The sequence below is a fragment of the Rhizobium sp. WYCCWR 11146 genome (genome assembly GCF_013591995.1).
Lineage (GTDB): Bacteria > Pseudomonadota > Alphaproteobacteria > Rhizobiales > Rhizobiaceae > Rhizobium > Rhizobium indicum.
Genome location: NZ_JACCEY010000023.1, coordinates 267,814 through 282,200, shown reverse-complemented (window position 1 = coordinate 282,200; position 14,387 = coordinate 267,814). Strand labels below are relative to the sequence as shown.

The 14,387-nt window shown below is 60.8% G+C and carries 13 protein-coding genes; 10 read left to right on the top strand and 3 right to left on the bottom strand.

The window, feature by feature from the left end; all coding sequences use genetic code 11:
* The first annotated feature begins 300 nt into the window (after window positions 1-300).
* Window positions 301-1,188 carry a YghX family hydrolase gene (gene yghX / locus HX899_RS18905; protein WP_138331425.1) on the top strand — a complete coding sequence of 296 codons (888 nt, stop codon included), beginning with the start codon at window positions 301-303 and terminating at the stop codon, window positions 1,186-1,188.
* A gap of 67 nt (window positions 1,189-1,255) precedes the next feature.
* On the opposite strand, the gene HX899_RS18900 is transcribed toward yghX, so the two are convergent.
* Entirely contained in the window at window positions 1,256-2,629 is a 1,374-nt protein-coding gene (locus HX899_RS18900) for an MmgE/PrpD family protein (RefSeq protein WP_181293060.1), read from the bottom strand.
* Between the two features lie 39 nt (window positions 2,630-2,668).
* Here HX899_RS18900 and HX899_RS18895 point away from each other — a divergent pair, with 39 nt between their 5' ends.
* From HX899_RS18895 to HX899_RS18860, 8 genes are all read left to right on the top strand, one after another.
* On the top strand, window positions 2,669-3,643 hold the full coding sequence (locus HX899_RS18895; RefSeq protein WP_171598000.1) for a LysR family transcriptional regulator: 975 nt from the start codon (window positions 2,669-2,671) through the stop codon (window positions 3,641-3,643).
* A gap of 37 nt (window positions 3,644-3,680) precedes the next feature.
* A complete protein-coding gene (locus tag HX899_RS18890; protein WP_138331422.1) occupies window positions 3,681-4,586 on the top strand; it encodes a LysR family transcriptional regulator in 906 nt (301 codons plus the stop codon).
* A gap of 178 nt (window positions 4,587-4,764) precedes the next feature.
* Window positions 4,765-5,709 (top strand): ABC transporter permease, encoded by a 945-nt coding sequence (locus HX899_RS18885; protein WP_138331421.1) that lies wholly within the window; start codon window positions 4,765-4,767, stop codon window positions 5,707-5,709.
* Complete coding sequence (locus tag HX899_RS18880) at window positions 5,706-6,524, top strand: ABC transporter permease (protein WP_138331420.1); 819 nt, start codon at window positions 5,706-5,708, stop codon at window positions 6,522-6,524. Before HX899_RS18885 ends, HX899_RS18880 begins: the two co-directional genes overlap by 4 nt.
* Window positions 6,521-8,149, top strand: a complete 1,629-nt coding sequence (locus HX899_RS18875) for an ABC transporter ATP-binding protein (RefSeq protein WP_180195355.1) — start codon at window positions 6,521-6,523, stop codon at window positions 8,147-8,149. The genes HX899_RS18880 and HX899_RS18875 overlap by 4 nt, the downstream gene beginning before the upstream one ends.
* A 1-nt stretch (window position 8,150) precedes the next feature.
* A complete protein-coding gene (locus HX899_RS18870; RefSeq protein ID WP_138331418.1) occupies window positions 8,151-9,011 on the top strand; it encodes a serine hydrolase in 861 nt (286 codons plus the stop codon).
* Window positions 9,012-9,035: 24 nt separating this feature from the next.
* Window positions 9,036-10,580, top strand: coding sequence for an ABC transporter substrate-binding protein (locus HX899_RS18865; RefSeq protein ID WP_138331417.1), 1,545 nt, complete (start codon window positions 9,036-9,038; stop codon window positions 10,578-10,580).
* Between the two features lie 135 nt (window positions 10,581-10,715).
* The gene (locus HX899_RS18860) at window positions 10,716-12,164 is read left to right on the top strand and encodes a M20 family metallopeptidase (RefSeq protein ID WP_138331416.1); all 1,449 of its coding nucleotides are present in this window, start codon (window positions 10,716-10,718) and stop codon (window positions 12,162-12,164) included.
* A 138-nt stretch (window positions 12,165-12,302) separates the two neighbouring features.
* Here HX899_RS18860 and HX899_RS18855 read toward each other — a convergent pair whose 3' ends face one another.
* Window positions 12,303-12,740, bottom strand: a complete 438-nt coding sequence (locus HX899_RS18855) for a DMT family transporter (RefSeq protein WP_138331415.1) — start codon at window positions 12,738-12,740, stop codon at window positions 12,303-12,305.
* Window positions 12,737-13,219 carry a DMT family transporter gene (locus tag HX899_RS18850; RefSeq protein WP_171598003.1) on the bottom strand — a complete coding sequence of 161 codons (483 nt, stop codon included), beginning with the start codon at window positions 13,217-13,219 and terminating at the stop codon, window positions 12,737-12,739. The genes HX899_RS18855 and HX899_RS18850 overlap by 4 nt, the downstream gene beginning before the upstream one ends.
* A 264-nt stretch (window positions 13,220-13,483) precedes the next feature.
* On the opposite strand from HX899_RS18850, the gene HX899_RS18845 reads away from it, so the two are divergent.
* Complete coding sequence (locus tag HX899_RS18845) at window positions 13,484-14,329, top strand: pirin family protein (RefSeq protein ID WP_181293059.1); 846 nt, start codon at window positions 13,484-13,486, stop codon at window positions 14,327-14,329.
* The last annotated feature ends 58 nt before the right edge of the window (window positions 14,330-14,387 follow it).

Genomic DNA, 14,387 nt, shown 5'->3' with positions numbered 1-14,387 from the left:
TTTCTTTAAGTTGGGACAAAAATCGGGAGGCGTCAATAGAAAACGGGCATCGAAGCGCGAGCATGAAATTAATTTTCATAGATCGATAGCCGGTGGTCGATTGCTGGCTGCAACCGGCCGGACGCGGATTGCCAAAGGGAAGAGGGCGCGCCGCTTGAAGCAGGGGCGGCGATTTCAGCGCCCGTCGCGGCAGGCAGCGATTGCCATGGCAAGCACACGCGGGACTCGCGAAATGTTGAAAAGACTCGTGAGTTTACGTGTGTAGGATGATGCGAGACCCGAAGGCACGGAGGAGCCATCATGACCCGTATGACAGCCAAGGATTTCCCTCAGGAACTTCTCGAACTCTACGATTATTACGCGCACGGGAAAATTACCAAGCGCGAGTTTCTCGACCGGGCCGGCAAATTCGCCGTCGGCGGGCTTACGGCAGCCGCCATTCTTTCATCGCTGAGCCCTGACTATGCGCTGGCGACCCAGGTCGAGTTCACTGATCCCGATATATCAGCCGAATACATCACCTATCCCTCGCCAAAGGGAAATGGCGATGTCCGCGGCTATCTCGTCCGCCCCAAAAACGCGACCGGCAAAGTCGCGGGCGTGGTGGTCGTTCACGAGAATAGGGGCCTGAACCCCTATATCGAAGATGTGGCGCGGCGCGTGGCAAAGGCGGGTTTCATCGCACTTGCGCCGGATGGCCTCACGTCAGTCGGAGGCTATCCTGGCAACGACGAAAAGGGACGGGAACTGCAGCAGAAGGTCGACCCGGAAAAGCTGATGAACGACTTCTTCGCGGCGGTCGAATTTTTGATGCAAAGCGATCTCACCACCGGCAAGGTCGGCATCACCGGCTTCTGCTATGGCGGCGGCGTCTCCAACGCCGCGGCGGTCGCCTATCCGGAGCTTGCTGCAGCCGTGCCCTTCTACGGCCGGCAACCGCGCGCCGAAGACGTGCCGAAGATCAAGGCGCCACTGCTTCTCCATTATGCCGGACTGGACAAGGGGATCAACGAGGGCTGGCCGGCCTATGAAGCTGCGCTGAAGTCATCAGGAAAAACATTCGAGGCCTACGTCTACCCTGACGTCAACCACGGCTTTCACAATGATTCCACGCCCCGCTACGACGAAGCGGCAGCCAAGCTCGCCTGGCAGCGGACGGTCGACTGGTTTACGAAATACCTCGCCTGAGAAGGCCGGTCTTGAACGAGCTGCGGCGGGGAGCCATTCCCCGCCGCCTATCCGTTCCCGCGGCCTGTCAAGGCGACTGATGGCCTGTGATCAGGCTCCAGAAGGGCCCGTCACCGGACAGGTTTTCAGAATCGGCAAGCCCGCGAAGCTGCAGGAAAGCGGCGCCGGACACATTCCGATTTCCCCAGCGCAAGCAGTCCATGAATTTGACTTCACGTTCATGCACGCTCATCGGCGCTTCAAGCGATCCCTTCGCATGCAAGCGAGACTTGTTCAAAATGCGCCCGTCGCGCATCGTAACCGTGACGACATGCGGGAGGCGCTCCACGCCTTTTTCCTCTTCCGCCGAATAGGACTGCATTTCTATGCGCGGCATGAATTCCCGGATTTCCGGCCGCTCGATCTCCTGCCGCGTAAAGTCTGACAGGCTGAGGGAGCCTTTGAGGAAAGCTGTTGCCAGGCAATATTGCATCGAGAAGCGGGCCTGCATCTCGTCGGCGGGGTTGGGATAAGCGAGGTTGCGGACAGCGGATATGCCGACTTTCGTCTCCATCCCGGCAATGTCGCCCGCCAAAAGCCCATGCTCCTGCTTCAGATCCAGAAGCGCATCGATGGCGCGATGGGTCGAAGCGCAGCAGGGATGGCGCTTGGTCACCACGCCCCGGCTTTCGATGATATGTTCCTCGTCGAATGTCAGGTCTTCCCAGCCCTTGGCATTATCGCCGCCGAAAAGATCGAGGAAGCCTTGCGGCCGCTCGAGGATATCCGGCCGCCCGCTCATGCCCGCAAGCGCCATGCGCACCGCGTCCACGGCATTGCGCGCGGCAATGCCGGCGTGAAGCGGTTTGGCGGTCGTGCCGAATTGCCCTTTCGGGCCGCAGGCGAAGCTCGCCGCGAGGCTCATCGCCGCGACTAAGCCGTTTTCGTCGGCGCCGAGAAGCCGTGCCACGCCAGCCGCGGCCCCGATGCTGCCGACCGTCGCCGTTGCGTGCCAGCCTCTGTTGTAGTGAGAGGGATTGACGCCGAAGCCGACCGCCGCTTGCGCCTCCAGCCCGGCCAGGTAGGCCTCGAGAAACCGTCTTCCGCTTGTTGCCTTGCCGCGCGTCAGAACCGCCAGCAGCGCAGGCACCAGCACCGCGGAAGCATGCGCCCTTGCCGGATGGAAATTGTCATCGAAATCGAGCGCATGAGCCGCCGTTGCGTTGATGAGTGCGGCGAAAGAGGGCGAGGCGGAGCCGCCGGTGACGAGCCGCGCTTCGCCGCCTCCGGCGATTTCCCCCTCGAAGGCGCGGGTGAGCGCGGCAACGCTTTCATCGCCGCTGCCTGCAATCATACAGCCGATGGTGTCCACCGCAGCATCTCTTGCCCGGTCCATGGCGAGGTCTGAGAACGTCGTTCGCGACAGGAGCTGTTCCGCGATCTTCCGGAGAATGGTGGCCATTGACGAAAGTCTTTCCGTGAGTTTGGTTCTCAGCGGAAAATGTTCAACTTTCCGCAGGTCCGCAATCTTATGCGGTTTGCGGGTAGGGCTATCGATGTTGGAGATAGAATGGCGCGAGACACGAGTGCGGCGATCAGCCTGAAGCATATCGAGGCCTATGACGCCATCGCCGCGACGGGCTCGACGATTGCCGCTTCCGTCGAGCTTGGGATCTCGCAATCGAACGCCAGCCGTTTGTTGCAGCAACTGGAAGACTATCTCGGCGTCCGGCTTTTCGACCGGGAAAAGAACCGGCTGCAACCGACCCGCGAGGGGCTGCAGCTCGGCCCGGAAATCCGTGCCATTTCCGACCGGCTACGCGCCTTGAAAACCGCGGCGATGGAGCTCGAGAGCGGTCGGTCGCGCGAGATCATGCTGCGGCTCGCCTTTCCCTCCAGTCTTTCCTCGACGCGCATTCCGAAGCTGCTGAAGAACTTTCTCGCGGCGAATGGTCCAATGCGCGTCGAAGTCGCATCCGGCAGCTATCTGGCAATTGAACGGATGGTGGCCGACGGCGAGGCCGATCTCGGCTTCGCGCGTCTGCCGCTGATGAGCCCGGGATTGAAACAGGAGAAGATCCTGTCGTCGCGGGTCATTTGCGCCCTGCACAAGGATCATCCCAAGGCCGGCAGCCGCCAATTGTCGGTCGCCGACCTGAAGGGGCAGGATCTGATCATGCTGAACAGGGAGCGACCGGTTCGTCATGAGCTTGAGGCGTTGTTCTACAAGGCCGGCATCCGCCAACGCCCCTTGCTCGAAGCGCATTCGGTGGCGAGTGCCTGCGCGCTGGCCGCGCAGGGGCTCGGCATTGCGCTGGTCGGCGAGATCATCGCCCGCGAATATGCGACGCTGCCGCTGCAGTTCATTCCGCTCGAACCGGAACTGCCGGTTGCCTACGCGCTGATCAGCGGAGAGAAATTTCCGATGCCCAAGGCCGCCAACCTCTTCCTTCAAAGCATTTCGGACTGGGCATGATGACGGTGCTTGAACCGTCCCGGGAGATCGCAAACGCATGAATATCAAGCAACTGGAAGTCCTGCGCACGCTTCTGGCGACAGGGTCGACGATTGCCACGGCAAAGACGATGGGGCTCAGCCAGTCCGGCGTCAGCCGCCTTCTCCAGCAGCTCGAGGCGGACCTTTCGATGTCGCTTTTCGTGCGCGACAAAGGCCGTCTCATCCCCACCCCCGAGGCCCTACTTCTTGCCCGCGATGCCGAGAACATCTTGCTCGCGGTCGATCGGATGTCGGGTCATGCGGAGGACTTAAGAAGCGGCGCCGCCGGCCCGGAGATCGTCCGCATCGGCCTGCCGAGCAGCATGTGGGAGCACTTCGCGCCGGCAATGCTGGCCGATTACATGAGCGATTTCCCCGGTGTGCGGATCGAAACCTTCTTCGAGACGACGACCGCGATCAACAAGCTCGTCGAGCAGAGAGTGATCGATTTTGGCTTTCTGCGCATGGAGGGCGAGAGCGGACCGGGCATTGAGGTCGAGCGCGTCGCCACCGGCGAAAGTGTCTGCGTCGTTCCGAAGGACCATCCTCTTGCGAAACTGGAGGAAATCACAGTCAGGAATCTGCGCGACGTGCCCCTCATTCTGATTGGCCGCCAACGGCCGAACCGCATGGCGCTCGACCAGACCTTCCGGCGGGCCGGCGTCAAGCAGATCGTCAAGATCGAGACGCATACCAATAGTTCCGCCTGTTCCTACGTCGCGCATGGCCTTGGGGTCACGATCATCAGCAGCTTTTATGCGAATCTCTATCGCCACCTGCCGGTGGTTCACCGTCCTTTCGTGCCACGCGCGACCCAGGAATTCGGATTGGCGAGGGCGGTCGGGACGCCACTCTCGATTGCCGCCCACGCTCTGAGCGATGCCTTGAAGCGGCAGATCCAACTTTCGCAAAAAGACATTTAAAATCAAATCTTTAGCGTTACCCCTTACGCCAACGAAGCCGTTTTGGTTGCGGTCGTATTCCGCATAGACTTATGACAGAATCGCATAATATTGCGGATATTTCCTCATTCGATCATAGTCTGCGGCAACGAAACCGATGGCGCCGGGCACTGTCCGTCGCCCATCGCGGGGAACAAAAATGCTGAAATTCGTTCTAAACCGCCTGTTGATGGCATTGCCGACGATCGTCCTCGTTTCGGTGACCGTTTTCACGCTGATCCGCTTCATACCCGGCGATCCGGCGGCCCTGATGCTGGGTGATATGGCTGAGCCGGCTCAGATCGCGGCAATGCGCTCGGAACTCGGCCTCGACAAATCGCTGCCGGAACAGTTCCTGATCTGGACCGCCAATGTCGTCCAGGGTGATTTCGGCCGCTCGATTGTCAATGACGAGCCGGTTCTGCCGCTCGTCGCATCACGCTTTCTGGTCAGTGCCCAAATCGTCGTCGTCGCCGTGCTTCTGGCGAGCCTCATCGCCGTGCCGGCCGGTGTCATCGCCGCCTGGCGGCAGAACAGTCTGACGGACCTGGCACTGGTCGGCACGGCCACGATCCTGCTGTCGATCCCGACATTCTGGCTCGGCCTCCTGCTTCTGCTTTTCTTCGGCTTGAAACTCAGCTGGCTACCGGTCCTCGGCTATGTCTCGATCGGCAGCAACGTCACCGGCGGCCTGCTTTACCTCGTGCTGCCGATCATGACCCTGGTCATTCACGAGATGGGTGTGTTGATCCGCATGGCGCGCGCCTCGACGCTGGAAGTGCTGCGTCTCGACTATATCACCCACGCCCGGGCCAAGGGGCTTTCCGAGAGCGCCGTCCTCTGGCGGCACGCCTTCAAGAATGCTTTCGGCCCGACCTGGACAGTCATCGGTCTGATCCTCGGCAATCTGCTCGGCGGCATTGCCGTCATCGAGACGGTCTTCACCATTCCGGGGCTCGGGCGACTGATGGTCGACAGTATTTTTGCCCGCGATTACCCCGTGATCCAGGGTTGCCTGCTGTTCGTCTCGCTTTCCTATGTGCTGGTCAATTTGGTCGTCGACCTGCTCTATCCCTTGTTCGATCCGCGGGTAGTCGCCGAATGAAAAACGTCACGTTCAACGGCTTCATCGGCAGCATTCTCATTGCCGCATTGCTCATCTCCGCTGCGATCGGCCTTTTCTGGACCCCTTATGATCCGATGAAGCTCGGCTTCACGGCACGGCTGGCGGCACCAAGCGGCGCCCACTGGCTCGGAACCGACGAATTCGGCCGCGACGTGCTCAGCCGCCTGATCGTCGGCGCCCGGGCGAGCGTCTGGATCGGCACCTTGACGGTCACATTCGCGACGGTCTGCGGCACGCTGATCGGTCTCGTCAGCGGTTATGCCCGCGGTTGGGTCGATGCCGTCATCATGGCCGTCAACAATGCGCTTCTCGCTTTTCCGGGCATTCTTCTGGCGCTGGGATTGCTCGCCGTCTTCGGCGCCAACCAATATGGCATCATCTTCGCGCTGGGCATTGCCTATTCTCCCTCCATGGCCCGCGTTGTCCGGGGTGCCGTCCTATCGCTGCGCGAGCGGGAGTTCATCGAGGCCTCCAAGGTGATGGGCAATGGCGAGCTCTACACCATGTTCCGCCATATCCTCCCCAATTGCATCGCCCCGATCACCGTGCTGGCGACCTCGATGTTCGGCTGGGCGATCCTTTCGGAAAGCGCACTCAGCTTTCTCGGTCTCGGCGTTCCGCCACCGGCGCCGACCTGGGGCAACATGCTGGCTGCCGGCCGGCCATTCATCGAGCAGGCTGTCTGGCTGGGTCTCTTCCCGGGCATGGCGATTGCCCTGACGCTCCTCGGCATCAATCTTCTGGGCGACGCTCTTCGGGACAAGCTTGATCCGCGGATGAGGGGGCTGAAATGACCAATAGAACGCTTTTGAATGTCCGCAACCTGTCGCTTCAGGTCACTGGGACCGGTGTGGAGGTCGTCAAGGACGTCAGCTTCGACATCGCGCCGGGCGAGATCTTCGGCATCGTCGGAGAAAGCGGATCGGGCAAGACGCTGGCAACACGCGCCCTGATCTCGCTGCTGCCGGCGCCCATCAAGGTGATCGGTGGCTCCGTTGCCTACAAGGGACGTGACGTGCTTTCCATGAACGGTGCGCAATTGCGCCAATTGCGTGGTGCGGAAATCGGTGTCGTCTTCCAGGAGCCGATGACCTCGCTCAATCCCTCGATGACCGTCGGCCGCCAACTCGAAGAAGGCTTGCAGCTGCATACGAAACTTTCGCAGGAAGAACGGCGCAGCCGGATCCTCGACATGCTGAACCGGGTCGGGATCCGCGACCCTGCCGGGGCGCTCTCTTCCTATCCGCATGAATTCTCGGGTGGCATGCGCCAGCGCATCATGCTGGCATCGGTCATGCTGCTGAAACCGGCGCTCTTGATCGCCGACGAGCCGACGACCGCGCTCGATGCCGTGATCCAGCGCGATGTCATGGAATTGATGGTGGAACTGACACAGGCGGAAGGCACCGCCGTGCTGCTGATCAGCCACGATCTGCCGATGGTTGCCCGCTACACGAACCGTATCGTCGTCATGGAAAAGGGCGCGATCGTCGAAGAAGGGCGCACCGCCGATCTGCTCGACGCACCGCAGCGTGCCTATACGAAGAAGCTGCTTTCCTCCCTGCCGTTCCGCGGAGAGACGCGGATGATCGACAAGACCAGGGCACCGATGGTCTCAGCGCGGGATATCGTCGTCGACTATCCAGGCCGGCGGTCGCTGATGAAGACGGCAAAGCCGAAACGGGCGCTGCATGGCGTCAGCATCGATATCCACGAGGGCGAAGTCGTGGCGCTGGTCGGCGGTTCGGGTTCCGGCAAGACCACGCTCGGCCGCACCATTGCCGGACTGGTCCGCGAGAGCGAAGGCGATATCCGGTTCAAGGGACGCAGCCGCGACGACGACTGGATGGATTATCGGCTGAATTGCCAGATGGTGTTTCAAGATCCTTATTCCTCGCTCGATCCGCGCATGACCATCCTCGCGCTCGTGGAAGAAGCGCTGCGGCTCGTTCCCGATCTCGACGCTGCGGCAAAGCGCAAGCGCGCCCTGGAGACGCTGGAGGAAGTCGGCCTTGGGTCCGACTATGCCGGGCGCTACCCGCATGAGCTTTCGGGCGGTCAGCGGCAGCGCGTGGCGATCGCCCGCGCCATTGCGCGCCGGCCGAAATTCCTGATCGCCGACGAACCGGTATCGGCCCTCGACGTGACGGTCCGGGCGCAGGTGCTCGAACTCCTGTCCGATCTGCAAAAACGCTACGGCTTTTCCTGCCTGTTCATCAGCCATGATCTCGGCGTGGTCGAACAGGTGGCCGATCGCGTCGTCGTCATGCAGGACGGCCGGATCATCGAGGAGGGCGACCGCGATACGGTTTTCGACAGCCCGAAGGAGGCCTATACGCAAAGGCTTCTCTCGGCCATCCCCGCTCTGGACCACAATGCTCAGGGCGGCGTGATCCTCAAATGGCGCCTGGAGAACTGACATGACGATGATTGAATCCGGAAAGCTTGCGGAGCGATTGAACGCGATCTGCGATGCCCAGCCTTTCGTGACCCGCTTCATGGTGCGTGCGCTTGGCAGCGGCGAAACGATCGGCAGGGGCGCGGACGAGGAAACCCCTTCCGCCAGCACCCGAAAGACCTCGATCATGATGGCTGCCTTGAAGGCCGCCCATGAAGGCCGCCTGGACCTGGACGAACGGATCACCTACGAAAAGCGTTTCGCCGAGGAAGTGGCGAGCGGGATGTTCCGCTATCTGACGCCCGGTATCGTCATATCGCTGCGTGATGCCATCACCGGCATGATGGTGCTGAGCGACAATGTCTGCACCAAGATGGTGTTCGAAAGGCTGACGCTCGAAGAGGTCGACAGCTATTGCAAGTCGATCGGCATGACGGGCACCAACCATCGCTTCCTCATCCCTCCCTTGGCGCTGTCGCCCGATCATTCATTGAAGGCCGTCACCACGACGACGGCGCGGGATCAGGTCTATCTGCTGCAGACCATACTGGATGCCCAGGATTCGCGGGAAGCCGCGGACCGGCTCGGCTGCTCACAGGCGCTCAGCGCCTATGCGCTTCAAACCCTGAAGAACCAGATCCTGCGTTATGCCATTCCTTCCCGGCTGCCATTCGGGGTGCTCGTCGCCCACAAGGGCGGCACGGGAAAGCGCGGCCGCATGAATGCCGGTATCGTCTATCGCGACGGTTCCCCCTTCTACATCATCGCCGTCTATACCGACGACGTGCCGCAGGAAATGCAGGACGGCACCCCCGGCTACACGGTCGCGCTTGAAACCATCGGCAGGCTTTCACGCGCCTGCTGGGATGAATTCCAATCCTAAAGATCATAAAAAGAGGGTAGAACAATGCACAAGCTTCTTCTTGCAGGCACCATGTTGATGGCGATGACCGGCGTGGTCGACGCCCGCGACATCGTCGTGGCTCAAAGTTCCGATCTGCGCAGCAACAATCCGGGCGTCAATCGCGACGGCAATACCGATGGAGTCATCCTGCATATCGTCGAGGGGCTCGTCGGCTATGCCAACAACGGCGAGGTTAAGCCACTGCTGGCAAAGAGCTTCGAAGTCTCGGCGGATGGGCTGAGCTACAGCTTCAAACTGCGTGATGACGTCAAATTCCACAACGGCAAGAAATTGACCGCCGATGACGTCGTGTGGAACTGGAACCGCTATCTCAAGCCCGAAACGAAATGGACCTGCCTTCCTGACTTCGACGGCAGCGGCACCGTGCATGTTACGGGGGTCAAGGCAGTCGATACTTCGACCGTCACCATCACGCTGGAAAAGCCATCGGCAGTTTTCCTTGGCCTGATGTCTCGCCCCGAATGCGGTTACACCGGGATGATCTCCCCGGAATCGGTCGGCGCGGACGGAAGCTTCGTCAAGCCGATCGGCACCGGTCCCTTCAAATGGGATGAATGGAAGAAGGGCGAGTATATCCATCTCGCCAAGTTCGACGATTATGTCTCGCCCCAGAACGACGGCAAGCCCGACGGCATGGTCGGCTCCAAACGCCCTCTCGTCGACGGCATCAAGTTCATGGTCATTCCCGATGCTTCGACCGTAAAGGCCGGCCTTCAGTCCGGCGTGCTCGATACCGCGGAGATTTCGCCGGATCTCATTCCCGAATTCAAGACGAGCGACACGATGCAGCTGATCGTGGCTCGCAACAACGGCAAAAACCTCTTTTACATCCAGACGCGCGACAAGGTTCTGAGCAATCCCGGCGTGCGCCGCGCCATGGCGATGGCACTCGATCTCGACCAACTCGTCGAGGCCGCCTCCAATGGCACCGGCGCAGCCAACGGTTCGATGGTTTCGCAAGACTCGCTCTATTTCGACGATGTCCAGAAGGAGCGTCTGCCCTACGACATCGAGGCCGCAAAGAAAGAGCTTGCGACGGCCGGCTATAAGGGCGAGCCGATTACCATCATCGCCAACAAGCGCAGCAACGTGCCAAGCTTCCCGGCCGCGGTGATGGCGCAGGCCATGATGCAGCAGGCAGGTCTCAATGTGCAGATCGAGGTGCTCGACTATGCGACGCAGGTCGATCGCCGCCGGTCCGGCAACTACCAGATCATCTCGCAATCGGTCGCGCCGCGGCTCGATCCGGCGCTGATGTACGGCTTCTATGTCGGCAACAAGGACAAGAATGCGTCATTGATGTGGGATGACCCGAAGGCTGTCGAGTTGATGAAGGCCGCCTATGCGGAGGCCGACCAGACGAAGCGTCAGGCGCTCTTCGACGAGTTTCACACGCTGATGCTCAAGGAAATGCCGGGCATCTTCCTCTATGACATGGTCGATGTCTGGGGCGCGACCAAGAAGCTGAAGGGCCAGCCCGTCTGGCAATCGAATGCCCGTCTTTGGGAAGTTTCGCTCGACAATTGAGCCTGAACTGCCGCGCCCGGATGGTTCGGGCGCCGCCATCCCGTTTCGACAGTCAACAGGAGATCCGGCAGGCAGTCCTGCCGGGTCCGGTGCAACACGTCCCTGTGGCGGCAGGACAGACAGCGAGGAAATGCCATGAATCTTGACGCGATCAGCTCCATTGCCGCGACGGTCGAAAAGATGAAACCGGATTATATCGCCCTCAGCGACAGTATCTGGGATTTCGCGGAGCTGAAATTCGAGGAGCGGCGCTCGTCGCAATTGCTGGCAAGGACACTCGAGGAAAACGGTTTTGCCGTGCGCCGCGGCGTCGCAGACATGGAAACGGCCTTCATCGGCGAATCCGGCAGCGGCAAGCCGGTGATTGCTTTTCTCGGCGAATTCGATGCCCTGGCCGGAATGAGCCAGACCGCCGACGTCGCCGAGCCTCTTCCCGAGGCGGCGGGCGCAACCGGTCACGGCTGCGGGCACAATCTGCTTGGTGTCGGATCGCTAATGGCGGCGGTTGCGCTTGCCCGCCACCTCAAGGAGAACAACCTGCCCGGGACGGTGCGCTATTACGGCTGCCCCGGAGAGGAGGGCGGTTCCGGCAAGACCTTCATGGTTCGCGCCGGCGCATTCGATGACGTCGATGCCGCCCTGACCTGGCATCCGGCTCCGTTCAACGGTGTTCGTTCGACGAACAATCTTGCCGTTCTCGAATATTACTATCGTTTCAGGGGTGTCGCGGCACATGCGGCCAACAGCGCCCATCTCGGCCGTTCGGCGCTCGATGCGGTCGAACTGATGAATGTCGGCGTCAATTTCCTGCGCGAACACATGCCGCAGGATTGTCGCGTTCACTATGCGATCACCGACACCGGCGGCAGGGCCGCCAATGTCGTGCAGGCGAGCGCCGAAGTTCTCTATCTGATCAGGGCGCCTGACATGCCGCAGGCGCTTGCGCTTGCCGGGCGCGTCGAGAAAGTCGCACGAGGTGCTGCGATGATGACCGAAACCGCGGTCGAGATCGTGTTCGACACCGCCTCGACGAACCTTCTTCCCAACATCACGCTTGAAACGGCGATGCACGAGAACATGGTCGCGCTCGGGCCGATAGCCTTCGACGAGACCGACATCGCCTTTGCCAGGAAAATCCAGGATACCTTCACTGAGGAAGCGATCAGGAGCAGCATCCGCCTCTATCAGATCAAGGGCGATGTGTTCTCCAACGCCAAGGTCGATGGATCGACGCCCCTGCATACCGGTCTGCGCGATTTCGAGGGACAATCGCATTTCCGGGCCGGATCGACCGATGTCGGAGATGTCAGCTGGGTGACGCCAACCGCGCAATGCTGGGCGCCAGCCTGGGCGATCGGCACCAATCCCCATACATGGCAAGTCGTCGCGCAAGGAAAAAGCCCGGCCGCGCACAAAGCCATGGCGCATGCGGCCAAGACGCTTGCGACAACGGGGCTCGCATTGATGTCGTCATCCGACCTCCTGGCAGCCGCGACGGCCGAGTGGCGGGAAAAGACCAGCGGCAAAGCCTATGTGTGCCCGATACCCGACGATGTGATGGCTGCATCGGTTCACAGCCGGTAACCCTGCCCTGAGAACGCCGCGCCTAAAAAGATGCTGCGGGGCGGGGGGCGTTCCCCGCCGTCCATCCGTCCCTTGGCTGGCGATCGGTCGATGAAATTGCCCGGTCAGCAATGGCACCTGCAGCGCAACGCTTGGTTATTACGAGCCGTCGGCTTTGCGTCGTCCGCGGCTGACCATCATTCCGCCGACGATGAGAACAATTCCCGCCGCGTTCGCCCAAAATGACGCTGGGACAGCGCTGATATAATCAAACGCCACTCCTGTCACCATCTGGCCACCGATGATCAGCAGAGCCGAATTCACCGCGCCTATTCGAGCAATCGCCCAACTGCCCGCCGCCACGAAGATGACGCCGATGGGACCACCCAGATAGGCATACCAAGGCGCCTCGGCAGCGCCCGCAGGAAGCAGACCTCCGACAAAAAGGCCAAGGCAGGTGAGGGCAGCAAAGCCAATGGCATGGTTCCAGAAGGATGCGATCAGCGGCGTGGTGGATATGCTCAACCGCCCATTGAGCTGACGACTGAGGCCGACGAGCACACCGCCCAGGCAGGCCAGGAGAATGAACACCGTCACGCCGCACCTCGCCCAAACAGGATGATGAGTGCAGCCCCAGTGACGACCAAGCCGAGTGCTACGATGTCTCGTGTATCTGGGCGCCGCTTTGGCAGACCGAACAGTCCCCAGCTGTCGGCCGCGACGCTGAAGGCGACCTGGCCTGCCAAACCCAAAGCCAAGGTGCCGGAGAGCCCGAGCGGTGAGTTGACCGCAGTCGAGGTCAGAATGACCGTTGCCGCGCCGGATATCCCACCGAGATAAGCCCACCAAGGTGCGATGGGGGCTTTTTCCACCAACGGCGTGCGCCGGCGGTGGACCACCAGGAGAAGAATGACGGCTGCGATGATGCCCGTGCCGTGCGCGGTCCAAGATGAGAACAGGGGATTGCCATAACGGGCCAACTCGCCGTTGAGGTGCACCATGAAAGTCAGGAGGCCGCCCGTGGCAAAGGCTCCGATGAAGTAGATGGGATGCGAATTACGTGCTTCGGTAGTCATTGCAGATCCTGTCAAAGAATCGATTACGCCCGATATTTTTCAAATTGCCACTGCAGCGCCGCGTCTTTTAGACGCGCAAAGGACGCTGCAGCACTCGCCTGGACGAATGCGTCGACCATGGTTCCTAATTAGGACGGTACGTCTCAGCGGATTTCCTGCCTGGCGTCAATCGTGGTCCGACAAACATCCTTTGCATTGACGGGCCCTTCCGGCAGATGGCTAATGGCCTGGTGTCGTCACTGCCTTGCAAGCATGGAGGATGCAATGCTGCTCAAGGGCGAACGAACATTCGTGGTGCGGGATGCCGGAGGCTTCGTCGCACATGTCAACATGCCGGGCTGGTTGAAGCCGAAGCCGACCGATCACGGCCGGGGGCCTCTCGCCATGGTCGTTGAATCCATCCTCGACCCTGGCCGCCTGGTTGCGATGCATGAGCACCGGAACGACGAGATCATTTCCTGGGTGCCCGACGGCGTCATGCGTCACGACGACAAGGCCGCCGGCCGGTTGGTGATCGACCGTGATCATCTGATGGTGATGAATGCCGGGGTCAGCTTTTGGCATTCCGAAGAGACGCTGGCATCCGATCCGCCTCTGCGAATGCTGCAGATCCTCGTTCGCCCTTATGCGGTTGATCTCGAGCCGAAGATCCAGCACGGGCCGATGCCGGCTGCCGCGGCAAACGTCTGGCGACACCTGGTCGGGCCGGAAGGGGAGGGCGCGCCCTTCTATGTCCGCAGCGCGATCGACGTCTTCGACATGCGGCTAGACGCGGGCGTACGGGTGGAATTCCCGCAGAAACAAGGCCGAGACCTCTATTTCTATGTCTTCAGCGGTTCCGTAGTCGTCAATAAGCAGACGTTCGCCGAAGGCGAGCAGGGGCTGCATTTATCGGATGACAAGCTCGAAGTAGAGGCGCAGAGTGCAAGCACGTTGGTGGCGTTTCTGCTCGACCCGAACGCACCAATCACCAGGCAGGGGACTGTTGGCGACCACGAGAAGATTCCGCCAGCAATCATCGTTCGCGCGTTTCTGAGGTGGAGGAAATTGCGCGATATGTGGCGTCGTCATCTTTCGCATCGCCGCTCGAAGGCCAAAAGGGCAATATGAATGGAACAAGGATGCCCTTAACGGGTTTCGAACCTTAGCGTTCAATAGGAGGAGCATT